21 protein-coding genes are annotated in these 24,459 nt (G+C 65.4%); 11 read left to right on the forward strand and 10 right to left on the reverse strand.

From position 1 onward, the window contains the following. Window positions 1-317 precede the first annotated feature (317 nt). Entirely contained in the window at window positions 318-1,715 is a 1,398-nt protein-coding gene (locus MM194_RS06560; RefSeq protein ID WP_033131439.1) for a PepSY domain-containing protein, read from the forward strand. An 88-nt stretch (window positions 1,716-1,803) separates the two neighbouring features. Here MM194_RS06560 and MM194_RS06565 read toward each other — a convergent pair whose 3' ends face one another. The 5 genes from MM194_RS06565 to MM194_RS06585 form a co-directional block, all read right to left on the reverse strand. Beyond that, window positions 1,804-2,022, reverse strand: coding sequence for a DUF6500 family protein (locus MM194_RS06565; RefSeq protein ID WP_033131440.1), 219 nt, complete (start codon window positions 2,020-2,022; stop codon window positions 1,804-1,806). Between the two features lie 13 nt (window positions 2,023-2,035). Further along, window positions 2,036-3,049, reverse strand: a complete 1,014-nt coding sequence (locus MM194_RS06570; RefSeq protein ID WP_241343082.1) for a GTP-binding protein — start codon at window positions 3,047-3,049, stop codon at window positions 2,036-2,038. Window positions 3,050-3,207: 158 nt separating this feature from the next. Further along, window positions 3,208-3,405, reverse strand: a complete 198-nt coding sequence (locus tag MM194_RS06575) for a YbdD/YjiX family protein (protein WP_025325546.1) — start codon at window positions 3,403-3,405, stop codon at window positions 3,208-3,210. Window positions 3,406-3,466: 61 nt separating this feature from the next. Continuing rightward, window positions 3,467-5,593, reverse strand: a complete 2,127-nt coding sequence (gene cstA, locus MM194_RS06580) for a pyruvate/proton symporter CstA (protein WP_241343083.1) — start codon at window positions 5,591-5,593, stop codon at window positions 3,467-3,469. A 258-nt stretch (window positions 5,594-5,851) separates the two neighbouring features. After that, window positions 5,852-6,757: a 1,4-dihydroxy-2-naphthoate polyprenyltransferase gene (locus MM194_RS06585; protein ID WP_241343084.1), complete on the reverse strand. Its 906-nt coding sequence runs from the start codon at window positions 6,755-6,757 to the stop codon at window positions 5,852-5,854. A gap of 210 nt (window positions 6,758-6,967) precedes the next feature. Between MM194_RS06585 and MM194_RS06590 the strand changes: the two genes are divergently transcribed. From MM194_RS06590 to MM194_RS06625, 8 genes are all read left to right on the forward strand, one after another. Continuing rightward, complete coding sequence (locus tag MM194_RS06590; RefSeq protein ID WP_241343085.1) at window positions 6,968-8,308, forward strand: isochorismate synthase; 1,341 nt, start codon at window positions 6,968-6,970, stop codon at window positions 8,306-8,308. A 33-nt stretch (window positions 8,309-8,341) separates the two neighbouring features. Beyond that, the gene (menD, locus tag MM194_RS06595; protein WP_241343086.1) at window positions 8,342-10,075 is read left to right on the forward strand and encodes a 2-succinyl-5-enolpyruvyl-6-hydroxy-3-cyclohexene-1-carboxylic-acid synthase; all 1,734 of its coding nucleotides are present in this window, start codon (window positions 8,342-8,344) and stop codon (window positions 10,073-10,075) included. Window positions 10,076-10,270: 195 nt separating this feature from the next. Continuing rightward, complete coding sequence (gene menH, locus MM194_RS06600; RefSeq protein WP_241343166.1) at window positions 10,271-11,029, forward strand: 2-succinyl-6-hydroxy-2,4-cyclohexadiene-1-carboxylate synthase; 759 nt, start codon at window positions 10,271-10,273, stop codon at window positions 11,027-11,029. A gap of 78 nt (window positions 11,030-11,107) precedes the next feature. Next, the gene (menB, locus tag MM194_RS06605) at window positions 11,108-11,956 is read left to right on the forward strand and encodes a 1,4-dihydroxy-2-naphthoyl-CoA synthase (protein WP_202963162.1); all 849 of its coding nucleotides are present in this window, start codon (window positions 11,108-11,110) and stop codon (window positions 11,954-11,956) included. Continuing rightward, window positions 11,956-12,885 (forward strand): o-succinylbenzoate synthase, encoded by a 930-nt coding sequence (gene menC / locus MM194_RS06610; RefSeq protein WP_241343087.1) that lies wholly within the window; start codon window positions 11,956-11,958, stop codon window positions 12,883-12,885. The genes menB and menC overlap by 1 nt, the downstream gene beginning before the upstream one ends. After that, window positions 12,878-14,290 (forward strand): AMP-binding protein, encoded by a 1,413-nt coding sequence (locus tag MM194_RS06615; RefSeq protein ID WP_241343088.1) that lies wholly within the window; start codon window positions 12,878-12,880, stop codon window positions 14,288-14,290. The genes menC and MM194_RS06615 overlap by 8 nt, the downstream gene beginning before the upstream one ends. Before the next feature lie 232 nt (window positions 14,291-14,522). Then, window positions 14,523-17,267: a collagenase gene (locus tag MM194_RS06620; protein WP_241343089.1), complete on the forward strand. Its 2,745-nt coding sequence runs from the start codon at window positions 14,523-14,525 to the stop codon at window positions 17,265-17,267. A 187-nt stretch (window positions 17,268-17,454) separates the two neighbouring features. Further along, window positions 17,455-18,405, forward strand: a complete 951-nt coding sequence (locus MM194_RS06625) for an ElyC/SanA/YdcF family protein (protein ID WP_033131449.1) — start codon at window positions 17,455-17,457, stop codon at window positions 18,403-18,405. 66 nt (window positions 18,406-18,471) lie between these two features. Here the strand turns inward: MM194_RS06625 and MM194_RS06630 are convergent, their stop codons facing one another. Then, complete coding sequence (locus MM194_RS06630; protein ID WP_033131450.1) at window positions 18,472-19,086, reverse strand: superoxide dismutase; 615 nt, start codon at window positions 19,084-19,086, stop codon at window positions 18,472-18,474. 19 nt (window positions 19,087-19,105) lie between these two features. Then, window positions 19,106-19,531, reverse strand: coding sequence for a hypothetical protein (locus MM194_RS06635; RefSeq protein ID WP_033131524.1), 426 nt, complete (start codon window positions 19,529-19,531; stop codon window positions 19,106-19,108). A 278-nt stretch (window positions 19,532-19,809) separates the two neighbouring features. Here MM194_RS06635 and MM194_RS06640 point away from each other — a divergent pair, with 278 nt between their 5' ends. Together MM194_RS06640 and MM194_RS06645 are read left to right on the forward strand one after the other, a co-directional pair. Beyond that, window positions 19,810-20,721, forward strand: a complete 912-nt coding sequence (locus MM194_RS06640; protein ID WP_241343090.1) for a triacylglycerol lipase — start codon at window positions 19,810-19,812, stop codon at window positions 20,719-20,721. Beyond that, a complete protein-coding gene (locus tag MM194_RS06645; RefSeq protein ID WP_241343091.1) occupies window positions 20,718-21,470 on the forward strand; it encodes a lipase secretion chaperone in 753 nt (250 codons plus the stop codon). The genes MM194_RS06640 and MM194_RS06645 overlap by 4 nt, the downstream gene beginning before the upstream one ends. A 42-nt stretch (window positions 21,471-21,512) precedes the next feature. On the opposite strand, the gene MM194_RS06650 is transcribed toward MM194_RS06645, so the two are convergent. The 3 genes from MM194_RS06650 to sgrR are packed head-to-tail and all read right to left on the reverse strand — an operon-like array spanning window position 21,513 to window position 24,429. After that, window positions 21,513-22,211, reverse strand: a complete 699-nt coding sequence (locus MM194_RS06650; RefSeq protein WP_241343092.1) for a hypothetical protein — start codon at window positions 22,209-22,211, stop codon at window positions 21,513-21,515. 31 nt (window positions 22,212-22,242) lie between these two features. Beyond that, a complete protein-coding gene (locus MM194_RS06655) occupies window positions 22,243-22,638 on the reverse strand; it encodes a thioesterase family protein (RefSeq protein WP_033131454.1) in 396 nt (131 codons plus the stop codon). A 51-nt stretch (window positions 22,639-22,689) separates the two neighbouring features. Beyond that, a complete protein-coding gene (gene sgrR, locus MM194_RS06660; RefSeq protein WP_241343093.1) occupies window positions 22,690-24,429 on the reverse strand; it encodes an HTH-type transcriptional regulator SgrR in 1,740 nt (579 codons plus the stop codon). Between the last annotated feature and the right edge of the window lie 30 nt (window positions 24,430-24,459).

Genomic DNA, 24,459 nt, shown 5'->3' on the forward strand with positions numbered 1-24,459 from the left:
GGCGAACCCGACTGCATCGATGAACGGGACAAGTGGTTTATCACGCTGAACTAGCCGCACGGCGGCGCTGGATCGCCCCTCTTCATGATGTGCCGCATCCATGAGGTGCGTCTTTTAATCTGCCGCGCGTTCGAGATGGGTGAACCCGACTGCATCGACGAGCGGGACAAGTGGTTTATCACGCCGAACTCGCCACGACACCCGACGCCGATTGGGTACGCCATGTTCTATTGCAGTTAATAAAACGTTGCTGCTATCATCCGCGCCACCCAAGGTTCCACCTGCCGTAACCTTTCACACCGCCGCAAGGATCAGAGATGAAAACTCACGATGCGAATCATTACCAACGGATCTGGCGCTGGCACTTCTACGCCGGGCTCTTCGTCGCGCCCTTCCTGATCCTGCTCTCCCTCACCGGCATGGTGTATCTGTTCAAGCCTCAGCTCGACAACATCATGTACCCCGAGCTGATGAAGGTGATCCCCGCTAGCCAAACCCTGAGCGCCGATGCCCTGCTGGCCAAGGCGATGATGGCCATGCCGGACGCCAGCCTCAGCAAGTACCTGCCCCCTGCGGCCCCCGATCAGAGCGCCCAGTTCATCGTCCGCCAGCAGGGCAGCGAACTGACCCTGTTTATGGATCCCGCCAGCGGCGCCCTGCTCGGCACCATGGACAACCAGTGGAATCTACAGGCGGTCGCCCGCGCCCTGCACGCGGAGCTGCTGATCGGCACCACGGGGGATCGCCTGATAGAGCTGGCCGCCGGCTGGGGCATAGTGCTGCTCATCAGCGGCCTCTATCTGTGGTGGCCGCGCAAGGGCCCCGGCGTCGGTGGCATCCTCTGGCCCAGAATGAGCCAGCGTGGGCGCCTCTGGTGGCGGGATCTGCATGCCGTGGTCGGCTTCTGGGGAGCGGGCTTCCTGCTGCTGTTGTTGCTGAGCGGCATGACCTGGACCGGCTTCTGGGGCGATCAGTTCGCCAACGTCTGGAATCGCTTCCCTGCCGCCATGTGGAACGAGGTACCGAAATCCGCCCCCCTCACCCGCAGCCTCAACCAGGCTCACTCGCAGACCGTCCCTTGGGGGACTGAGACCCTGCCCATGCCGAGCTCGCAGCCAGTCGCCGAGGGTCATGACCACAGCGCCATGAACCACGGCGACGGGCACGATGGCATGGTGATGCCAAGCCATCGCATCCCGCTGCAGCAAGTGGTGGAGATCGCCAGAGAGCGCAAGGTTACCCCGGGTTACAGCATCACCCCGCCCGCCGGTGAGAGCGGCGTCTACACCATCGCCCTGTTTGCCGACGATCCGCGCAACGACGCCACCCTGCACATCGATCAATACAGCGGCAAGGTGCTGGCCGACGTGCGCTGGCAGGATTACGGCCCGGTCGCCAAGACGGTGGAAACCGGCGTCATGCTGCACACCGGCAAGCTCTACGGCTGGCCCCACCAGCTCGTCATGCTGATCATCTGCCTGATGGTGTTGCTGAGTGCGGTGAGCGGCCTCTGGATCTGGTGGAGCCGCCGCCCGCAAGGCCGGCTCGCCGCCCCCCCCCTGCCCGCCAAACTACCGCCGATGCGCGGTGCCATCGCCGTGCTGGTGCTGCTCGGCGTCTGTTTCCCGTTGGTCGGTGCCTCCATGCTCGTCATCTGGCTGCTGGACAGCCTGATCTTTTCCCGCCGGGAAACCGAAGCGGCGCAGACCAGCTGAGCCATCAGGCATAAACGGCGGCCTTGGCCATCAGTTCTATTAATGCAATAAGGGCTCCCATTAGGAGCCCTTATTAATTTATTCATCCCTAGGCAGTGGCTTCCACCAGCCTGATGATCTTGCTGGCCTTCTCGAAGTGGTCGAGCTCATGGGTCTGGATCCACCAGGTGGCGGCCTCCATCAACAACGCCGGATCCTCATTCTTGTTGGCAAAGAAGGCGTAGAAGGAGACGCCAACCCCCTCCCCCTTCCGGGCGATTTTCTGGTGGCAGACCCGGATCATCTTCTCTCTCAGTGATGCGCGCATCGGCGGATATTCCTCACTCTTGTGTCTGCAGAAAACCGGCTCGCAACTCGTCGACGGGCAGGTAGCGGCCGATGATCACCAGCTTTGAGCGCGGGATTTCCTCTCCCCAGGGGGAGCCATAATCGAACCCCGCCACCTTGTGCACCCCCTGCACTATCAGCCGGCGTGGCTCACCCGCGATGGCCAGCACCCCCTTGTAGCGCAGCATGTCATTGCCATGCTGATCTATGCACTGCTCCATGAAGGCGTCGATCCGCTTCAGATCCAGCTCGCCCCCCTCGAACAGCTGGGCCGAGATGGCGTCGTGCCAGGAGCGCGGCTGGGCCGAGAGCGGCGAGAAGGCCTCGAAGCCCTGGCGCCCGGCCCGCACTATGTTGAGGCCAGGACTCAGGCCGAGCTCGTCGCTGAGGGTAAAAGCATCGAGATCCAGCCAGAGTGCGGCCGGGCACTCCCCCTGCACTATGTCGATGATCTGCGCCCTGGGGTTGATCCTGTGAACGCGGGTGATGGCGGCCTCCCGCGTCCCCTCGTCCACCCTGTCGGTCTTGGTGAGCAGGATGCGATCCGCAAAGCCGAGCTGGGCCGCCGCCACCGGATGCTCGTCCAACTGGCGGGCGATGTGCTCACAGTCGGCCAGGGTGATGACGGCGTCCAGGCGCAGGGCATCGCGCAATTCTTCTTCGACGAAGAAGGTCTGGATGATGGGGGCGGGATCGGCGAGCCCCGTGGTCTCGACGATCAGCCGCTCGAACTTCAGCTCTCCCGCCGTCCGCCGGGCCAGCAGATCGGCCAGCGCGGCCCTGAACTCACCGCGCACGTTGCAACAGACGCAGCCGTTGCTGAGCTCCACCACGCTTATCCCCTCACCCCCCTCAAGCAGGGCGCCGTCGATATTGGCGGCGCCGAACTCGTTCTCGAGGATGGCCACGGAGGCATCGGCCTGGTGGCGCAGGAAGTGGTTGAGCAAGGTGGTCTTGCCGGCGCCGAGAAAACCGGTCAGCAGGGTGACCGCTACAGCCTGGGTCATGATGAAAGTCCTGTGGTGAGGGGATATATCTAGCCAGAGCCGAGAAAACCATTCAAGCAAGGGTGACCACTACCGCTTGCGTCATGATGGGCTCCGGTGATGGATGTATGAGGGGCCGTTGAGGTTTCATCGCGACAGCGCCGAAACCTCAACGTCTCCTAACAGCAGCGTCCGCCATTCTTGCCGCCGTAGCGGGCATCCTGGCGTTCGCGAAAGAACTCGTCGTGGCTCATGGGGGTCTGCTCTGGATGAGTCAGCCGCATGTGCTGCACGTAGTTGTCGTAATCGGGCACACCCACCATCAGTCTGGCGGTCTGCCCCAGATACTTGCCCGCCTTGGCCAGGGTATCGAACATGCTAGCTCCTTGGGGCTATCGATGAGGGCCGGCACCCAGGGGTGCCGGCCTGCTGACTCGCTTACTTGAGGCTGGGGGCCAGATCGCCGTCGTCATCAGACTCGGGCTGAGCCGCCCCCTTGCCCGCCGGCATCGGCTGATAAGGGGTCTCGTTGGCGGTCGGCTGCGGGTTTTGCAGCGCCTTGAGCGCCGTCTTCAGGGAGAAGGCGGCGAGCACCACTACCACCAGCATGAAGAACATCGTCAGCCCCGCATCCAGCCGGTTGTTGAACACCAGCTGAGCCAGCTGGGTTTCGGTGTACTGGGCCGGGATGCTGCCGCTGTCGATCATGGCCTGGAACTTGTTGGCGATGGCCAGGAAGCCGAGCTTGGGATTGTCGCTGAAGGTCTTCTCCCAACCGGCGGTCAGGGTACAGATCAGCAACCAGCTGGTGGGCAGCAGCGCCACCCAGGCATAGGCCTGACGCTTCATCTTGAACAGCACCACGGCGCACAGCATCAGCGCCATGCCCGCCAGCATCTGGTTGGCAATACCAAACAGCGGCCACAGGGTATTGATGCCACCGAGGGGATCCACCACCCCCTGATGCAGGAAGTAACCCCAGGCCAGCACGCACAGGGCAGTGGCCAGCAGGTTGGCGGGCAGGGAGTCGGTGCGCTTGAGGGAGGGCGAGATGACCCCCATCAGATCCTGCAGCATGAAGCGTGCGGCCCGGGTACCGGCATCCACCGCCGTCAGGATGAACAGCGCCTCGAACAGGATGGCGAAGTGATACCAGAAGGCGACGTTCATCAGGCCGCCGAGGGCGCCGTGCAGTATGTAGGCCATGCCGACCGCCAGGGTCGGGGCGCCGCCGGCACGGGAGATGATGCTCTGCTCACCCACTTCGCTGGCGATGCGGGTCAGGGTCTCCGGGGTGATCTGGAAGCCCCAGCTGCTCACCACGGCGGCGGCGGAGACCACCACGTCGGCGGTGCCCGCCGGTGCCAGCACCGCCATGGGGCTGTTCATGGCGAAGTAGACGCCCGGATCGATGACGCAGGCCGCCACCAGCGCCATGATGGCGACGAAGGATTCCATCAGCATGCCACCGTAGCCGATGAAGCAGGCCTGGTTCTCGTTGGCCAGCATCTTGGGGGTGGTACCGGAGGCGATCAGCGCGTGGAAGCCGGAGACGGCACCACAGGCGATGGTGATGAACAGGAAGGGGAACAGATCCCCGGCCCAGACCGGGCCAGTGCCGTCGATGAACTGGGTCAGCGCCGGCATCTGCAGGGTCGGTTGGGTCACCAGTATGCCGATGGCCAGACCCACTATGGTGCCGATCTTGAGGAAGGTGGAGAGGTAATCCCGCGGGGCCAGCAGCAGCCAGACCGGCAGCACCGAGGCGACGAAGCCGTAGCCCACCAGCATCCAGGTCAGTTGCACCCCGTCGAAGTCAAAATAGGGCGCCCAGGTCTCGCTCTCGGCCACCCAGCCACCGGAGACGATGGCGAAGATGAGGCACACCAGGCCGATGATCGACACCTCACCGATGCGCCCTGGCCTCAGGTAGCGAGTGTAGATCCCCATGAAGATGGCGAGCGGTATGGTGAAGGCCACAGTGTAGGTGCCCCAGGGGCTGTGGGCGAGCGCCTTGACCACTATCATCGCCAGCACCGCCAGGATGATCACCATGATCATGAAGGTGGCGACCAGGGCGATGACGCCGGCCGTCGGCCCCATCTCCGCCTTGACCAGCTCACCGAGGGAGCGACCATCGCGACGAGTGGAGACGAACAGCACCATGAAGTCCTGTACCGCCCCCGCCAGCACCACCCCGGCCAGCAGCCAGAGCATGCCGGGCAGGTAGCCCATCTGGGCCGCGAGCACGGGGCCGACCAGGGGGCCGGCACCGGCGATGGCGGCAAAGTGGTGGCCGAACAGCACCTTCTTGTCGGTCGGCACATAGTCCAGACCATCGTTGTGGCGCACCGCCGGCGTCATGCGAGTGCCGTCCACCGCCAACACGTGCTTGGCGATAAACAGGCCGTAGTAGCGATAGGCGATCAGATAGACGCACACCGCCGCGACCACTATCCAGAGTGCGTTGATCTGTTCGCCCCGATTGAGGGCGATATAGCCGAGGGAGCTGGCACCGACCAGCGCCATCAGCATCCATCCCAGGTGTTTCCCTAACTTGTCCATAAGTCTCCCTTCATCGTTTTTACATATACGTCCAGGTACGGTTACATCTCTATAGCAATCCCCCGAACGCCACAATCGGGGACCGTCACAAGTCGGCGAGCTGCCCCGAGAATTTATCAATATTGCCGACCGGATCACGGCCGCTTGAGGAGACGTGACATAGATGAGACTGAATTAATTGGAAAAAATGGCGGGAAGAGCCACAAAAAAGCCCCTCGAAGGGGCCTTTCATACCAAGGATTGGACGCTTCGTTTTGCCTAGGAAAGCGCCAACCCGATGGCGAGCAGCAGGCTGAACAGGAAGGCGCTGATGGCGGTCTTCTTGAGGGCGCCCGTCAGCACCTCGCCATCGAAACTTTCCCGCAGGGTGCGGGCGGCATCGGCGAGGGGCTTCATGGCAGGCAGGAAGATCCAGGGCCAGAGGCTGGCGGGCTGGATCAGCAGGAAGCCGACGGTGGCGAGCAGCGCCGCCCCCAGCAGCACCCAGTGGTAGGCGATGGCGCGGTTGCGACCGAGCCGTACCGCCAGGGTGATCTTGCCGCTGGCGGTATCGGTCTCGATGTCGCGCACGTTGTTGATGTTGAGCACCGCCGTCGCCAGCAGGCCGCAGGCGCCGGCCGGCAGCAGCAGATCCCACTGCAGGCTGTGGGTGAACAGGTAATAAGAGCCGAGCACCCCCAGCAGGCCGAAGAACAGGAACACCGAGATGTCGCCGAAGCCGCGATAACCGTAAGGGGTCTTGCCCACCGTGTAGGTGATGGCCGCGACGATGGCCGCGCCGCCCAGCAGGACGAAGGTCAGGATCTGCTGCCAGGCCTCACCGAAGGCGCAGACCAGCAGGGCGAGCCCGCTCACCACCGCTGCCAGTGCGGTCAGCCCCATGGCCACACACATCTGCTTGCGGGTGATGAGGCCTGAGACAACGGCGCGCTGGGGGCCGATCCGCTCGCCGTTATCGGCGCCGGACACCGCATCGCCGTAGTCATTGGCCAGGTTGGAGAGGATCTGCAGCAAGATGGCAGTCAGCAAGGAGAGGCCCATGATGGCACCGTCGAAGGCACCCCGGCTGGCAGCCAGTCCGGCGCCCAACAAAATAGAAGAACAGGCAAGGGGCAGTGTGCGCAAACGCGCCGCCAGCAACCACACAGAGAAGGTATTTGTCATATTGTGTTGGCCAAACAATCAGATATTGATCGTGTTAAGGGTTATCGAACCGGATTTAGGTATACTTGGCTCCGTGGGGGCTCAGGCTCCCTCGGGCAATTTACATGGACGAATGGGCAGATAATATATAGGAAATCATCGCCCTTTGGCATCAACCTGCGCCATCCTCCCCCAGAGCGATTGCGACTATCCGGCTCAGACAAGACATCCATGTTGGCTCAGACCCATATCAAGCAACAACTGGACGCCCTGCGTCACAACAATGTCAGTGGCTTCGTGCGGTTGCGCGTGGCGGCCCCGGTGCACTCCTTTCTGGGCTGGCTGACGGCGCAGAGCCTCTATCCCCGCATCTATTGGCAGGCACGCGGCCCCAAGAGTCCCGAATATGTCGCCCTCGGCCGCATCCATGAACTGAACCAGCCGCAGGATGTTCGCCGGGTCTGTGACAACACGGCCGCCAGCAGCGAAGACAGCCCCCGTTACTACGGCGGGCTGGCATTCGATCCGACCCAGCCCGGCTGGCCGGATTTTGGCCCCTGCCGCTTCGTGCTGCCGCGCATCGAGCTGGTGCGCCGGGGCGAGTGTGTCAGCCTCTGCCTGAACCTCTGGTTGCCCAAGCGGGAACGGGTGGCCGACTTCGAGGCCGAGATGCAGGCCGCCCTGGCCGCGCTGGATAGGCTGCAACCGGAAGCGCCTCTGCCGCCCCTGCACAAGCACGATTGGCAGCGAGAAGATTGTCCCTCCCGTGCCCAGTGGCAGCAACTGGTGACCCGGGTCACGGCCCCCGAATTCCAGGCTCACACCCCCAAGGTGGTGCTGTCCCGGGAGAGCCGGCTCACCCATGGCGACAGCACAGGCGAGGAGGCCGTTCCCTCCCCCTGGTCCCTGCTGGCCCAGTGGGCGCAACACGCCCAGGAGTGCTTCCACTTCGGTTTCCAATTCTCCCCCGAGCAGAGCTTCATCGCCTGCTCCCCCGAGCGACTCTATCGTCGGGAGGGGCGCCACCTGTTTACCGAGGCGCTGGCGGGCACCATTCGCCGCTCCGGTGACGAGGCGACCGATGCGGCCCTGGCCGCCGAACTGCTGGCCGACAACAAGAACCGGCTGGAGAACCGCCTGGTCCACGCCGACATCCTCAGTCGGTTGGCGCCGCTCACCACCAGCACCAGCCTGACCGAGCCGCGCATCCTCAAACTGCGGCTGCTGCAACACCTCAAGTGCGACATCGAGGCCGAGCTCGAACCCGGGGTGGGCGACTGGCAACTGCTGGATGCCCTGCATCCCACCCCGGCGGTGGGCGGCGCCCCGCGCGAGGCGGCGCTGGCCTTCATCCGCGAGCACGAGCCCCATGATCGCGGCTGGTACGCCGGCGCCTGCGGCATGCTGAGCCGGGAGACCTCGGAGTTCTCCGTCGCCATCCGCAGCGCCCTCGTCAGCGAGCAGGCCATCCACCTGTTCGCCGGGGCCGGCATAGTGGCGGGTTCCGAGCCCGCCGCCGAGTGGGCCGAACTCGACAACAAGATAGCCAATGTGCTCTCCCTGCTGGGATAGCGTTTTCCATTGTTTCCTCACTGCGAGAGCCCTATGCCCGCCAGCCCAGTGTCTGTGCACCAAGCGTTTGCCAGTCAACATGCCACCTTCAACCACGTCTGGTCTTCCCTCCTACTGGAGGAGCTCCATCGCCTCGGCGTGCGGGACATAGCGCTGGCCTCCGGCTCCCGCTCGGCGCCGCTCACCATGGCCGCCGCCGCTCACCCCGGTTTTCGCCGCCACCTGCACTTTGACGAGCGGGGCCTCGGCTTCATGGCACTGGGCCTCGCCAAGGGCAGCGGCCGACCGGTGGCGGTGATCATGACCTCGGGCACCGCGGTGGCGAACCTCTGGCCTGCGGTGGCCGAGGCGCAGCTGACCGGGGTGCCGCTCATCATCCTCTCCGCCGACCGGCCCCCCGAGCTCATCGACAACGGCGCCAATCAGGCCATCGACCAGCAGGGGATCTTCGGGCGCTACCCCGTCTATCAGCAGAACCTGCCGAGCCCGACTCCGACCATACCGGCCGCCTTCGTGCTGAGCTCGGTGGATCAGGCGCTGGCCCAGCAGGCGCACACCCCCGGGCCAGTGCACTTCAACTGCATGTACCCCGAGCCGCTCTATCCCGGCGACCACTATCTGGACTTTGCCGACTACCTGGCGCCGCTGGGCGACTGGCTGCGCTCGGACGCGCCCTGGAGCCCCTGGCTCGCGATCGAACCAGGCTGCCCCGTTCAACCCGACTGGGCCGAGCTGCAGGGCAAGCGCGGCGTCATCATCGCAGGGCGCATTCAGGATCCCCTACAAGGGCAGGCGGTGGCCGAACTGGCGGAGCGCCTCGGCTGGCCGCTGCTGGCGGATCTGCAGAGCCAGATCCGCTTCGACAGCCGCAACCTCATCCACGTGGATCTCGCGCTGCAAGACGACTGCTTCGTCGCCGAGCTGGCCCGCGCCGAGGTGCTGCTGCAGTTCGGCGCCCGCCTCATCTCCAAGCGGCTCGGCCAGTTCATCAAGCAACACCCCTGGCAGGACTACTGGCTGGTGGACTCGCAACCGGCCAGGCTGGATCCGGACTACCGGCTGCGCCGCCGCCTGCTGTGCGAACCCGCCGCCTTCGCCGCCAGCCATCCGCTCGCCACTCAACAGCCGCCCTGGCATCGGCTGGGGGAGCGCCAGCAACGGGCGACCCTCCAGATCCGCACCGCCTGCGATCGCTTCTCCGAGCTCGGGGTCTGCCACCGCCTGAACGCGCTGATCGAAGGCCAGCTGTTCGTCGGCAACAGCATGCCGGCCCGGCTGATGGACATGCTCGGCGAACCCGGCAAGGGGCCGAGCCGGGTGATGACCAACCGCGGCGCCTCCGGCATCGACGGCCTGATCGCCACGGCCTATGGCTTCGCCCAGAGCCGCGATGAGCCAACCACCTTGCTGCTCGGGGATCTCAGCGCCCTCCATGACCTCAACAGCCTGGCCCTGCTCGGCAAGACGAGCCGTCCGCTGGTGGTGATCCTGCTCAACAACGATGGCGGCAGCATCTTCCGCATGCTGCCGGTGCCCACCGGCGATCGGCTACTGGAGACCTACTACTGTCTGCCCCACGGCCTGCACTTCGAGCACGCCGCCGCCATGTTCGGCCTCCAGTATCGGGCGCCGACCACCCTGGCCGAGTTTGAACTGGCCTATGCCGCCGCCCTGGAAAAGGGCGTAACCCTGATTGAAATCAAGGTACCGAGCCAGGAAGTGGCCGAGGATCTGAAGGCATTGGGAAGCGCGATCCGTGGCAGCTAGAGCACAGGCAAGCATCATCCAGATTGAAATCAAGGTTCCACATCACAGCGAACTGGCCGAGGATCTGAAGGCATTGGGAAGCGCGATCCGTGGCAGCTAGAGCACAGGCAAGCATCATCCAAATTGAAATCAAGGTTCCACATCACAGCGAACTGGCCGAGGATCTGAAGGCTCTGGGAGTGGCGATCCGTGGCCATTGAAGCCAGAGAACAAGTGCCGCTGGTGCTGCTGCACGGCCTGCTCGGCGACGGTCACGACTGGCAGCAGGTTATCGATGCCCTGCCGAGGTACGAATGCCATGCGCTGGATCTGCCGGGCCACGGCCACAACCAGCCTCTGCGGGTGAGCGGCTTCGAAGAGGCACATCAGTGGCTCTGCGGCGAGCTCAGAGCCCGTGGCATCGTGCGCTATCGGCTGGCGGGTTATTCCCTCGGCGGGCGGTTGGCGCTCTATCACGCGAGCCAGTCCCCCGCCGGGCTGCAGGCCCTGTTGCTGGAGAATTGCCATCCTGGCCTGGCCGCCGCCGAGCGCCCAGCCCGCATCGCCCACGACCAGGGTTGGGCCAGCCGCTTCGAGTGCGAACCGCTGGCCGAGGTATTGGCAGACTGGTACCGGCAGCCGGTGTTCGCGGATCTCGACGCCGCCGAACGGGCCCGCCAACTAGCCAGGCGCCTCGGCAACGATGGCAAGGCCGTCGCCGCCATGCTGCGCGCCACCTCGCTCGGCAAGCAGCCGGATCTCGCCCCCTGGCTTCGGAATCCCCGGTTGCCGGTGAGCTGGATCTCAGGCACAACAGATCAGAAATTCCATGCGCTGGCTTGCCAGTTGGTCGAGCAGGGCTGCAATATCAATCACTTGACGCTGGATGGCGGCCATAATCTGCACGCCAGCCAGCCAGAACGCTTCGCCGCCTGCCTGCGGGAGTGGCTGGCAAGCGACGCCGATCCGGCCTGATCTCAGCCGGACATCTTTGCCCCGGCCTGCGCGAGCGGGCTTATCACCCATAACAAGAGAGTGAACATGATTGAAGCAATGACAGAAGCGGAACTCTACGCACCCGTGACGTGGCAGGATTGCTCCGCCGGTTACGAGGACATCCTCTATCACAAGTCCCAAGATGGCATTGCCAAGATCACCATCAACCGTCCCCAGGTGCGCAACGCCTTCCGCCCCCGCACCGTCAAAGAGATGCTGCAAGCCCTGGCCGATGCCCGCTACGACGATCATATCGGCACCATCATCCTCACCGGCTTCGGCGAGAAGGCGTTCTGCGCCGGTGGCGATCAGAAGATCCGGGGCGACTACGGTGGATACCAGGATGACGAAGGCACCCACCACCTCAACGTGCTCGACTTCCAGCGCGACATCCGCACCTGCCCCAAACCCGTGGTGGCCATGGTGGCCGGTTACGCAGTCGGCGGCGGCCACGTGCTGCACATGATGTGCGATCTGACCATAGCGGCGGACAACGCCCAGTTCGGTCAGACCGGCCCCAAGGTCGGCTCCTTCGACGGCGGCTGGGGCGCCTCCTACATGGCCCGCATCGTCGGCCAGAAGAAGGCCCGCGAGATCTGGTTCCTGTGCCGCATGTACGATGCCAAACAGGCCCTCGACATGGGACTGGTCAACACAGTGGTGCCGCTGGCCGAGCTGGAGCGCGAAACCGTGCGCTGGTGCCGCGAGATGCTGCAGAACAGCCCGATGGCGCTGCGCTGCCTGAAGGCGGCGCTCAACGCCGACTGCGACGGCCAGGCCGGCTTGCAGGAGTTGGCGGGCAATGCCACCATGCTGTTCTACATGACCGAGGAGGGTCAGGAAGGGCGCAATGCGTTCAACGAGAAACGCCGTCCCGACTTCTCCAAATACAAGCGGAATCCCTGATGACACTCGCCCTCTATCGCTATCATCTGCCCTTTACCCAGCCCCTGACCTTTCACGGCAAGGTGGAGGTGGCGCGAGAGGGCCTGTTGGTGCGCATCGGCGATGGCTGGGGGGAGATAGCCCCCCTGCCCGGCTTCTCCAGGGAGACGCTGGCCGAGGCGCAGACCGAAACCCTCGCCTGCCTGGCGCAACTGGCCCGGGGGCAAGCCATCGCCCCCGCGCTCCCCTCGGTGCAATTTGGCCTCGACTGTGCCCGCCGTCACTGGCCCGCACAGACGGCCTCCCTGCCCGAGCCCTATCCCCTCATTCAGGGCTCCCCCCAGGAGCTGCTCAAGCACTGGAAGGAGTGGCTGCACCAGACTCCCAACAAGGCCAAGCTGAAGGTGGCCCGCTACCCCATGCGGGACGAGCTGGCGCTGATCCGCCTGCTGCTCGATCGGCGCCCGACCCTCAAGCTGGTGCTGGATGCCAACCAGGGCTGGACCCGCGAGGAGGCCTGGGCCTTCTGCGGTCACCTGGATCCGAACCGGATCGAATACCTGGAAGACCTGTGCGCCAGCTTCGACGACATCGCCTTCGTGGCGGCCCGCACCGGCATGCCAGTGGCGCTGGATGAACTGCTGACCCGGGGCGAACCCTGGCAGCCCATCCCCCAGCTCAAAGCGCTGGTGCTCAAGCCCATGCTGCTCGGCGCCCTCGCCAACAGCGAGGCGCTGGTGGCCCGCGCCCGCGAGCTGCGGCTGAAGGTGATCGTCTCCTCCTGCTTCGAGTCCGGTGTCGGCCTCGGCCAACTCGCCCGCCTCGCCGGGGAGTGGGCACCGGATCAGGCCCCCGGCCTGGATACCCGCCGCTGGATGACCGGCGATCTGCTGGATAAACAGGGCCAACCCGACCTGAGTCTGCTCGAGCCCCTGTTCCACCGTGATTGAGGCCAAGTCCCCCCTGATCGGGCAGGGCAGCGAGCCCTGCCCGGTGCGCCACTGGGCCAGGGTTGCGCCGGAGCGGATCGCCATCCACGGCAACGAACCTCTCAGCTACCGACAGCTGGATGCGCGGCTCAACGCCCTGTGCCGACAGCTTGGATCTGCTGGCCTGAGCAAAGGCGACAGGTTGGCCGCCGTGGTACGAGGCGCTCTGGCAGATGTGTTGATTGCCTGGGCCTGTGTACGCAGTGGGATCGTCTTCTGCCCGCTCAATCCCGCCTTTCCCCTCCCCAGACAAGCCGAGCTGGCGGCCCAGCTAGGGGTTGCCGCCTTCTGGTCGGCAGGGGAGATCCCGGACGGCCCCTGGCAGCCCCTGCGGCTGGATGTCGAGGCCGAGCTGGCCGCAAGGGAGGAGCCCTGGCCGCTGGATCCCGCGCAACTCGGCAATATGATCCTCACCTCCGGCTCCAGCGGCACGCCCAAGGCGGTGGTGCACCGCCTCGCCAACCATCTGGCCTCGGCCCGGGGCTCCGCATCCTTGATCCCGCTGGACGGCGACTGCGGCTGGTTGCTCTCCCTGCCGCTGTTTCACGTCGGTGGCTACGCCATCCTGTTCCGGGTCTTCCTGGCGGGGGCCAGCCTGGTGCTGGACGATCGCGGCCAGCCCCTCAAGGAGCGGCTCGAATGCCAGCCCGTCACCCATCTCTCGCTGGTACCGACTCAGCTCTGGCGCCTGCTGGCACAAGGCTTCGACCCCGCCCGCACCCGGCTGCGCGAGCTGCTGCTCGGCGGCGCCGCCATCCCAGAGCCGTTGGTGAGCCGACTCAGGGCCATGGGGCTCACCCCCAAGGTGAGCTACGGGCTGTCGGAGATGGGCAGCCAGGTCTGCACCGGACTGCCGACCGGGGCCGGCGTGGTCGGCAAGCCGCTGCCGGGGCGAGAAGTCTGCATCCGGCAGGGGGAGATCTGCGTGCGCGGCGCCACCCTGTTCGCCGGCTACTTCAAGGCCGGGCAGCTGGCGCGACCGCTCGATGAGGCCGGCTGGTTCCACACCCGCGACAAGGGCCACTTCACCCCAGCTGGCGAGCTGGTGGTGGAGGGGCGGCTCGACAATCTCTTCATCTCCGGCGGCGAGAACATCCAGCCCGAGACCATAGAGCAGCGGCTGGTGGATCACGGCGCCGTTGCCCAGGCGCTGGTGGTCCCCATCCCGAGCGACGAGTGGGGCCAGCGCCCCGCCGCCTTTATCGACTGGCACGGCGAGCCGGTGCCCCATGACGAGCTGGCCGCCTGGATCCGCGCCGCCCTGCCCGGCTTCATGGTGCCGGACCGTTGGCTGCCCTGGCCGGATCTCGGTGGTAACCTGAAACCTTCCCGCACCAAGCTCGCCATGCTTGCCGCCTCGACCTGAAGCCCGCACTCGGCATCCGCTGCCCGACCCTTCCGCCCGACTCGCCCCCTCTGATACTGACCCCCATATGGGACTAAGTCCTTGCTATCGATACAGCCCCTAATGGGGCTGTTTTTGTGATGTCGCATGGGAAGGGGATGATTCCCCCGCCCCATCTGGCTGGTTGATGTTCTTTTGGAACCCAATACCTTGTCTGGTCCCCCACGCCCATCCATTCATCAAAGGGATCACCATGAACCACCTGGGTACCCGGCTGCTGTTATTGGCAGCCCCCGGCCTGCTCGCCACCTCGGCGCTGGCCAACTATTCCCCCGACTGGCAGCACTACCGGCTGAACGGCGAATCGAGCCGCCAGCTGGGGGATCGCCTCACCGAAGTCACCTATGAGCTGAGCGCAAGCGATGCCGGCGTCCCCTATCAGCAGCTGAGGGTCTATCGCCGCTTCGACTGGCAGGCCACCAAGCTGGACGCCCTGGCCGAGCAGCAGTGCGGCGAGCCACAGCTCAGGGTCGAGCAGGGCTGGCAGATCCGCTATCGCAGTTGCGAGCAGGTGGTGCCGGTGGGCAAGGTCGTGCCGGCCAGCAGCTATGACTTTGGCTACGGCCTGAAGCAGGGGCGCTGGGAGCCACTGGCGGGCACCCCGACCGCCCCGCGCCAGGATACCCTGCCGCTGCCCGAGCGCCTCGTTCTCGGTCACAGCGAACAGGAGCTGGATCGCTGCGAGCTCAACGCCCAGGGTCGCTGCGCCGAGCAGAGCTGGCAGTATCGACCGCAAGACTGGCAACAGCTGAGCGTGCTGGAGGAGACCCCCAACGAGCGGGACGGCCGCCTCGAGCAGATCTTCTTCCGCCTGCAGCCGGTGGCGGGCAGTCTGGCCGCCAGCCAGGTGCGTGAGCTGCACGTCTGGCGCCAGTACAGCTGGCTGCTGGACGAGGCCAGGGCCCAGCAGGAGTGCGACCAGCCCCAGACCCGCCAGGAGGGGGACAAGACCATCAGCTACCGGATCTGTCGCCAGACCCTGCCCGCCGGCAGCGAGGTGCAGGTGGTGCTGAAAGACAGCGGCTATCAATATCCTGTGGGTGGCAACGAGTGGCAGGCCCTGCCGGACACCCCCGAGTGGCAGGAGAGCCGGGTGCTCAATCGCCCCATCGTGCTGGCCAGCGTGGAGGAGCAGCTCGACTGCCGCCGCGCCGATGGCCGTGCCTGCTCTGAGCCGGAGCAGCCGGGCACGGATCTGCTGGACGCCGAGGCTGCCAGGATAGTGCAGGATGCCAGCGGCCAGCCCGCGCCTGTGTGGCAGGAGAACTATGGCCACGACGACCGCAAGCTGCTGGCCGTCTCCCGCGGCATCCAGAGCCTGCTGGCGGCCAACCAGCCCACCCACCCGGCCATGAAGCTGCTGCTCGAATACGTGCGCGCCCACAACTACCACAACCATGGCAAGCACAGGGAAGACGGCACGGCCGCCGCCGAAGCGCTGGCCGAGGCGTTGACCGCGCTCGGCGCCCATCCGCTGCTCTATCCGGCACAGGCAAACGACGAGGTGGGGACCGTCATCGGCGCCTGGAGCATAGCCCTGCACGGCCAGTTCAGAAGCCCGGCGGTGCAGAGCCGCTTCGGCGCCTTGCTCGCTGAGTTCAACCAGATGCTGGCCTACAGCAGTCGTCATGCGAGCGAGATCAATGGCCGCCATGCCTGGGCGACCGGCCTGTTCGATCTGCTCAACTTCCTCGATTTCGCCAGCGACTACGCCGAGCCCTTCGCCAACGACTTCCGCCAGCAGGATGGCGAGCTACGCCAGCAACTGCACGCCCTCGGCATGAGCGAACTCGCCCTGTGGAAGGGACGGGAGGGGGCGGATCTCTTCCTGCTCAACAACGTGCTGGATGCCTATACCCGCCTCTACCGGATCGCCCGTTACACCAGACCCGACGAGAGCGAGGGTTATCGCACGCTGCTGGATGACGCCGTCATCGCCCAGATCCGCCACCACGGCCTGATCCCGGGGGGTGCCCAGAATCCGGCGCTGCTGGAAGACATGTCCCTGACCCTCTCCACCTACTACCTGACCTACACGGATCGCACCGCCGAGGCCTGCATCAGCGGCGACTTTGCCGGCCTCTGCACCCCCATCCGGATGGAGGACGTGCTGCCGTTCGAGCACACCTGCTCGCCGACCCTGCGCCTGCGGGCCCAGGACTTGAGCCAGGATCAGGCAAGCAACATCTGCCGCGAGCTGGGGGCCGAGGAAGAGCAGTTCCATCGGCAGCTGGAGACCGGCGGACAGCCGGTGGCCGACGACCATAACGAGGCCCTTGAGCTGGTGATCTTCGACTCCTCCGCCGACTGGAAACGCTATGGCAGCGCCCTGTTTGGTGGCGTCTCCACCGACAACGGCGGCATCTATATCGAGGGAGATCCGGCTCGTCCCGGCAACCAGGCCCGCTTCTTCGCCTATGAGGCGGAGTGGAAGCGCCCCGCCTTCCAGGTGTGGAATCTGCGCCACGAGTACGTGCACTACCTGGACGGCCGCTTCAACCAGTACGGCAGTTTCGGCCACTACCCCCTCAACCGCACCACCTGGTGGTCGGAAGGGCTGGCGGAATTTGTCGCCCACGGCCAGTGCTTCGCCCGCGGCCTGGACAACGTGACGGCTCGCCCGGCCGGCGAGCGCCCCAGCCTCGCCGACATACTGCACCTGGACTACGACAAGGGCGGCGAGATGGTCTACTCCTGGTCCTACACCGTGCACCGCTTCCTGAACGAGACCGGTCGCGGCGCCAGCTGGCTCGCCATGGCCGAGGCCCTGCGCAACCCGGATCAGGGGCAGGCCATGGGCGCCTTCGAGGCCGAGCTGGATCAGCTGATCACCGGTGACAGCGAGGCCTACCAGCAGTGGCTGGCAGGCGAATTGCTGCCCTGGTGGGAGTCCAACAAGGCGTCCGATGCCTGCAAGGGCAACGACTCAGCCCACTGAGGCGCAGAGGCAAACGAGGGGCCGGTTACCTGCAAAGGCGACGGCTCCCCCCACCGAGAAACCGACACATACACGGGGCGGCCAGGGCCGCCCCTCATTCGAAACGAAGCCCCCCAGCGACAGTCTCTGCCCGAGTGACATTCCTCGCGGTCATCAAGCCTGACGCGGCACACCAAGTTGTAATAGAATGGCTCCCTGTCATTCCCTATTTCAGATCCGAACCGCATCGCGCATGAAGAAGTTTGCCAAGATCCTGCTCGCCTGCCTCTGCCTGCTGCTGGCCTCCGCCATCGCGCTGCTCGGCTACAGCGAGTGGACCGTCTCGGACGCCCGTCACTACACCTATGACGACGTCAATGCGGTGCCCTACAACCGGGTCGCCCTGGTGCTCGGCACCTCCAAATACCTGATCGGCGGCAGCCCGAATCACTACTTCAAATACCGGATCAAGGCCGCCGCCGAGCTCTACAACAACGGCAAGGTGGACTACATTCTGGTCTCCGGCGACAACGCCACCGTGCAGTACAACGAGCCGCGCCAGATGCGGCGCGCCCTGATCCAGGCCGGCATCCCGGCCAGCGCCATCTACAGCGACTACGCGGGCTTTCGCACCCTGGACTCCATAGTGCGGGCCAAGGAGGTGTTCGGCCAGGCTCAGTTCACCGTGGTTTCCCAGGCCTTCCACAACGAGCGCGCCATCTTCATCGCCCGTCACTTCGGCATCGATGCAGTCGGCTTCAACGCGCTGGATCCCAGCGCCTATCAGGGGATCCGCACCCGGGTGCGCGAGGTGTTCGCCCGGCTGATGGGGTTGCTCGATCTCTACGTGCTGGACAAGGGGCCCAAGTTCCTCGGCGAGCCCATCGTCATCGGCGGTCCCATCCCCTGCCAGGCCCTGAGCACCCTGGGCGCGAGCCAGCCCTGCCTGCCCATCCCGGCCAAGACCACTGCGGCGAAAGCGGCCCCGAGCAAGCCGCTCGACAAGGCCGTCGGTGTGGCCAGCGCGGCGGTGGCAACCAGCGCAGCGACCGTGACAAGCTCGGCAGCGGCGACGGCGACCACCGAGGCCAGTGCGGTAGCAGCGACAGATGCAGACAAGGCGACCAGTGCCGCAACGGCAACCCACGCCGCCCCCTGAGCAGACAGAAACAAGAGACCCGCCTGATGGCGGGTCTCTTGTTTTGGCAGGGGCAAAGCGCGGTGCTTACGCCAGCGCCAGCCGGTAGCGGCGTGCCACTTCCGGCCAGTTGATGACGTTGTAGAAGGCGGCGATGTAGTCGGGACGCTTGTTCTGATACTTGAGGTAGTAGGCGTGCTCCCACACGTCCAGCCCCAGGATGGGCACATTGCCCTGCATCAGCGGGCTGTCCTGGTTGGCGCTGCTCTCCACCTGCAACCTGCCCTCCCTGTTCACCGTCAGCCAGGCCCAGCCACTGCCGAAACGGCTCAACGCCGCCTGGGTGAAGGCCTGCTTGAAGGCATCCAGCCCCCCCAGATCCCGCACTATCGCCTCGGCCAACTCGCCACCGGGCTCGCCGCCCCCCTGCGGACTCATCACCTGCCAGAACAGGCTGTGGTTGGCATGGCCACCGCCGTGGTTGCGCACCGCCCCCTGTACCTTGGCCGGCAGGCTGTCGAAGCTCAGTAGCAGCTCATCCACCGGCAGGGCCGAAAACTCGGGGGCCCCCTCCAGCGCGACGTTGAGGTTGGTGACATAGGTCTGATGGTGACGGCTGTGATGGATCTCCATGGTCAGCGCGTCTATGTGGGGTTCCAGTGCGTCGTAGGCATAGGCGAGGGCAGGCAGGGTATGGCTCATGTTCGTCTCTCTGTTGTGATCAGTGCAGTCGGGAGGCGGGCTCGGCCTGGCACAGGCATTGGCCGAGGCAGCGTTGAATGCCGTCGTGGGTGCCGTGCTTGCGCACGAAGGCGAGCAGCTCGGTGCGGGTGTTGTGGCTATGGCGCGAGGCGGAGGCGCGCAGCGAGTCTGAGCAGGCGGGGGACTGGCTGGTGGCGAGCAGGCAGTCGTGCACGTGGCACAGTATGTCGGCGGCCCTGTCCGGCAGCGTCATGGCCACCAGCAGATCCGCCAGGTTGTGGTGCGCCACCACCAGTGCCGCCACCGCCTCGTCCGCATCCTGCCAGCAGGAGAACTGCTGGCGGGCCAGCCAGAGCGCCTGCTGGTAACAGTCGAGGGCCTTGGCATATTCGCCGGCATCGAAGTGACGGTTGCCGCAGAGGGTCTGCTGCTTCCAGTGCACCATGCTGTTGTCCGTCTCGGTGGCACCGACCCACCCTTTTACCCAGCTTGCTGTCATGGCTCCATCACCCAAGTGATAATAGTTATTATTTAACTTATCTGGGGGACGAACACAAGGGATAGTTCAATCCCGGGCCTCTGCCCATATGGGCAGTGCTTTATCGAGATGGCCAGTTTAGTGATCGTCCCCACAGATACAGTCGAGTGCGGATACCATGCTGATGGCACTGGCATGAGGCCGGTGGCTGCCCATTGGCAGCCTTGGACACAAGGATGATGACAATGAAGAGATGGCTGTTGATGCTGTTGTGCGCCCTGCCCATGCTGACTCAGGCGGCAGGCTATACCCAGACCCGTTACCCCATAGTGCTGGTGCACGGGCTCTTTGGCTTCGACAAGTTGCTCGGGGTCGATTACTTCTACGGCATCCCCCAGGCCCTGACCCGGGACGGCGCCCGCGTCTACGTGGCCCAGGTCTCCGCCACCCAGAGTTCCGAACTGCGCGGTGAACAGCTGCTCAAGCAGGTGCAGCAGGTGCTCGCCATCACGGGGGCCGAGAAGGTGAACCTCATCGGTCACTCCCACGGCGGCCCCACCATTCGCTACGTGGCCTCGGTCGCCCCCGAACTGGTCGCCTCCGCCACCAGCGTGGGCGGGGTCAACCAGGGCTCAGAGATAGCAGATCTGGTGCGCGCCAACGTCAAACCCGGCTCTGTGACCGAGCGGCTCGCGGTGGCGGCGGCTTCGGCGCTCTCCGGCGTCATCTCCCTGCTCTCCGGTGGTAGCAAGCTGCCGCAGGATCCCCTCGCCTCCCTCGATGCCCTGACCAGCGCCGGCGCCCAGCGCTTCAACCAGCGCTATCCGGAAGGATTGCCCAGCCGCTACTGTGGCGAGGGACCGCTGCAGGCCGCCAACGGCGTCTATTACTTCTCCTGGAGCGGGCGCGGCAACATGACCAACATCCTGGATCCGGTGGATCCGGCGCTGGCGCTGACCGGCAGCTTCTTTCACGAGCCCAATGACGGCCTGGTGGGGGTGTGCAGCAGCCACCTCGGCAAGGTGATAGGCACCGGCTACCGGATGAACCACCTTGACGAGGTGAACCAGTCCTTCGGTATCCACCATCTGTTTGACACCGATCCCCTGACCCTCTATCGCCAGCACGCCAATCGCTTGCAGGGGCTGGGGCTATGAACAGGAGCGTGCTGATACTGGCGCTGCTGTGCCCGGCCCTGCTGCTGGGAGTGCTGGCGATATGCCCCAGTGCGGAGCCCTCCCTGGATGCGGCCCCCGAGCAGGGCGCGCTGCGCCATCAACTGGCCCAGCGCCTCGAGCAGGGGGAGGCGGGGGAAGGCGACGAGCTGATGGCCCGCTACCAGCGCTTTCTCCAGGCCGAGGGTGGCCTGAGGGTGCCGACGGATCCCGGCCTCGCCAGCCTGCAACTGCTGTTCGATGAACGCGAGCAGTTGCGCCAGCAGCGCTTCACCCCGGCCGAGCAGGAGCAGCTGTTTGCCGAGGATCGGCTGATGGAGCAGTGGACCCTGCGCCGCAAGGCGCTGGCAGAAGCGAACGAGGCCGACAAGCAGGGGCTGGCCACCGAGCTGGAACTCTGGCTGGCGGAGCAGCCCCAATGGTTCAGGGAGGCCGATACCAACAGCCAGCTGCTGGGGGAGTTGCAGACCCTGGACCGGCTGGCACCGGCCGAGCGGGACGCCGTGCTGCAGGAGAAAGTGGGACAGGAGGCGGTGGATCGCCTGCACCAGCTGGATCAGAGCCGACAGGCGTTCGACCAGCAGCTGGCGGGCTATCTAGGGGAGCTGACCCCTCTTTCCGTCGATGACAGGGCCATGCAGCAGCAGGAAATTCTGGCCCACTGGTTTCAACCAGAGCAATGGCGAAGGGTCGAGGCCCTGACCCGCCTAAAACTCGGGACAACCCCATGAAAAAAGGGGCCAGATTGGCCCCTTTTTTCATCTCCTGCCGGCTCATTGCGGCTTGTTGGCGCCCGGCAGCGGCTGCCAGGTGAGGCGAGTCACCTGGGTGCCCTGCACCTCACACTTGAGGCAGAGATCCTGCCAGCCCTGGTCCTGGCGCAGGGAAACCTCCCCCTCCAGCCCCTGCTCGCTCACCTTGATCTTCGGGGGCTCGACCTGCACCTTGTCGCCCTTGGCCAGGGTCATCAGCTTGCCACTGCACAGCCACTGGGTCAGTTCGGCCCCCTTCAGCTTGACGCCCTTGGCGGCCTTCTGCTCCGCCGGGCTCGGCACAAACAGCTGGCTCAGCTCGGCGGCCCGCTTGGTGAGCCACTCCTGACGCTGCTGCATGCTCATCTTGCTGACAAACTCGGCTGGCTGGCCCTTGTCGTCCAGCCACTGGGACAGGCTGCCCTTGTCGTCGAAGGCAAACTGGGCCGCAGGCTCTTTCACCCCGAACAGCTGGCCACCCTTGAAGTAGTAACGGCTCTCCCCCTCCAGCTTGCCCTGCTCATTCATGATGGGCACGGCGATGATGACGGGCTTGCCGTCGATCCAGGCCTTGATGTCCACCCCGTCGTGACTGAACAGGCGGGTGTCGAGGGCACTCTGTGCCCCCTTTTCCATCAGGGTGAACTGCTCGGCCAGGGTGGCGGCCAGCGAAGGCAGGGAACAGAGTCCCAGGGTCAAAGCGATCAGGGTATTGCGCATAAGTGTCCTGTGATGGGCCCGCGGGCCAGGATTAACTCTCTACCAACCAGGCCCGCAGCCCCTCCCGGTGAGTCTCGCTCAGGGGACGGGATTGGCGGGTCCGGTAGTCAAAATGGATCAGGGTCGTCTCGGCGGTGACGGCCAGCTCGCCGCCCTGCCAGGCCTCCTGCCAGGCCGTGAAGGAGCTGGTGCCGATACGGCGCACTCCGGTCTTGATCGATACCTGCTGACCGTAAAACAGCTCCCGTTTGAACTGCACCCCATAGCCCGCGATGATCAGATGCCAGTCATGCACATCCAGCTCGGGGGAGAAGAGACGAAACAGGGGATCCCGGGCCGACTCGAACCAGACCGCCGGCACAGTGTTGTTGATGTGGCCTAGGGCATCTGTCTCTTGAAAACGGGGTTGGATCTGCATTTCCAGCATGGCTATTCGACTCCTTGTCGTGGGACCGCGCACAGGCTAGCGCGCCAACCGCTACGACTCAAGCGTCCCGGCGTCCGGGTGGGAGCGAGCTCCGCTTTCCGGCGCTTGGGTCCCCTGTTCGGGTTTTAACCAGGCGCTGCGAAAATCGAACCAGCCGAGGGCCGTCATGCGCACCCCGTGCACGCCGACCCGGCTCTCCAGCTCCAGCCAGTGGTGAAACAGCGGCACAAACCAGTGCTGACGCTGCACCTCGGCCAGCAGGGCGCGCGGTCCCGGCTCGGCGCCGCCGGCGCGCCACTGCGTCAATCCCTGCCACAACCCGGGCTGGCGACCCCATACCCGCTGCAGCAACGGCGTGCCCAGCAACCAGGCATAGGGGGCGAACGCCTGCTCGTGTTCCAGGTTGAGGGTGCCGAGCCAGAGATCCACGTCCTCATCCTCCCCGCTCACCCAGCGGTCGTAATCCAGAGAGCGTACCTCCAGCCGGATGCCCTGCTCTGCCAACAGGCTGGCCATGGCGCCGGCGCACTCGTTGAACTCCAGATGCTGGTTGAAGCAGGCCAGCACCAGCCGGGTCGGCAACTGCACCGGAGCCGGGTGCGGGGTCGGCAGGGGCTCGCGCCAGTGGGGCAGCAAGCCGAGGGCGCTGGTCCAGCCCCGTTGCAGCTCGGGGGCGACCCGCGCCATCAGGGCGATGGGGTTGAGCAGGGTCGCCAGCCACTGGCGCAGGGCCGGATCCTGCAGGACGGGGGATCTGTCGTCCTGCAGCAGGAAGTAGCAGCCAGACTCGAGCTCGGACTCGCCGCGCATGGTGCCGAGCTCGGGGTTGTCATGGCCAAGCTGCAGGTGGCTCTCCAGCCGCTCCGCCAGCTCGGGCAACATCCAGATGTCGATCTCGTCGAGCAGGGCGCGCAGGCCGAAGTAGTCGTCGAAGGCACTGAGGCACAGGTGCAGAGGATCGTTGGTGGTCACCTGGTAGGGGCCCGTGCCCACGGGTTGCAGGGCAAAGCCCGGTTCCCCCTTCAGCTCCCGGGGCAGCACGGCCGCCACCGGTTCGGCCAGCAGGTGGAGCAACCAGGGATCCGGGCTGTCGAGATGCAAGTCCAGGGTTCGTGGCCAGGGGCTCTCCAGCCGCACGAGATGGGCGAACAGCGGCCGCTCGCGCAGGGCCAGCAGGCTCTCCATCACGTCCTCCACCCCCAGCTCGCGGCCGTGGTGAAAGCGCACCGCCGGCCGCAGATAGAAGCGCCAGTGGCAGGGGCCGAGCCGCTCCCAGTGGTGGGCGAGATCCCCCTCGATTTCCCCATTTTCCTCATTTCGCCTAGTCAGGCCGTTGAAGATTTGGCGGCTCAGGTGGATTTCGGAGCGGCGCAAGGGATCCGTGGGCAGCAGCCGGGGCAGCGGGCGGTAGTAGGGCACCCGCAGGATCTGGCGCCCCGCCCGGGTGGCCTGGCCGAGCTGCTCGATGAGCAGCGGGGTGAGCAAGTCCAGCCGCCCCTCCGCCACCCGCACCGCCTGGGTCAGCAGCCCCTGTTGCAGCAGATCCCGCAGTCGGCGCCGGGTCAGGTTCTCCTGGTTGTCGAGCAGAGTCAGCCGGGAGCGGCGCCCCCGCCCCGCCTCGGCGGACCAGCTGAGCCAGCCCTGATCCTGCATGCGGCGCAGCAACAGACGGGCGTTGCGCGGGGTGCAGCACAGCAATTCGGCCACCTCGGCGAGGCTGAGATCTCGCTCGTCGGCACCCAGCTGTTGGGCGAGTCGTTGAAATTGCTGATGGAGGCGACCGGTCGGCATAAAAGAGGAAATCCTTGGTAGAGAAGTCGT

Source organism: Aeromonas sp. MR16 (assembly GCF_022549315.1).
Classification (GTDB): domain Bacteria; phylum Pseudomonadota; class Gammaproteobacteria; order Enterobacterales; family Aeromonadaceae; genus Aeromonas; species Aeromonas aquatica.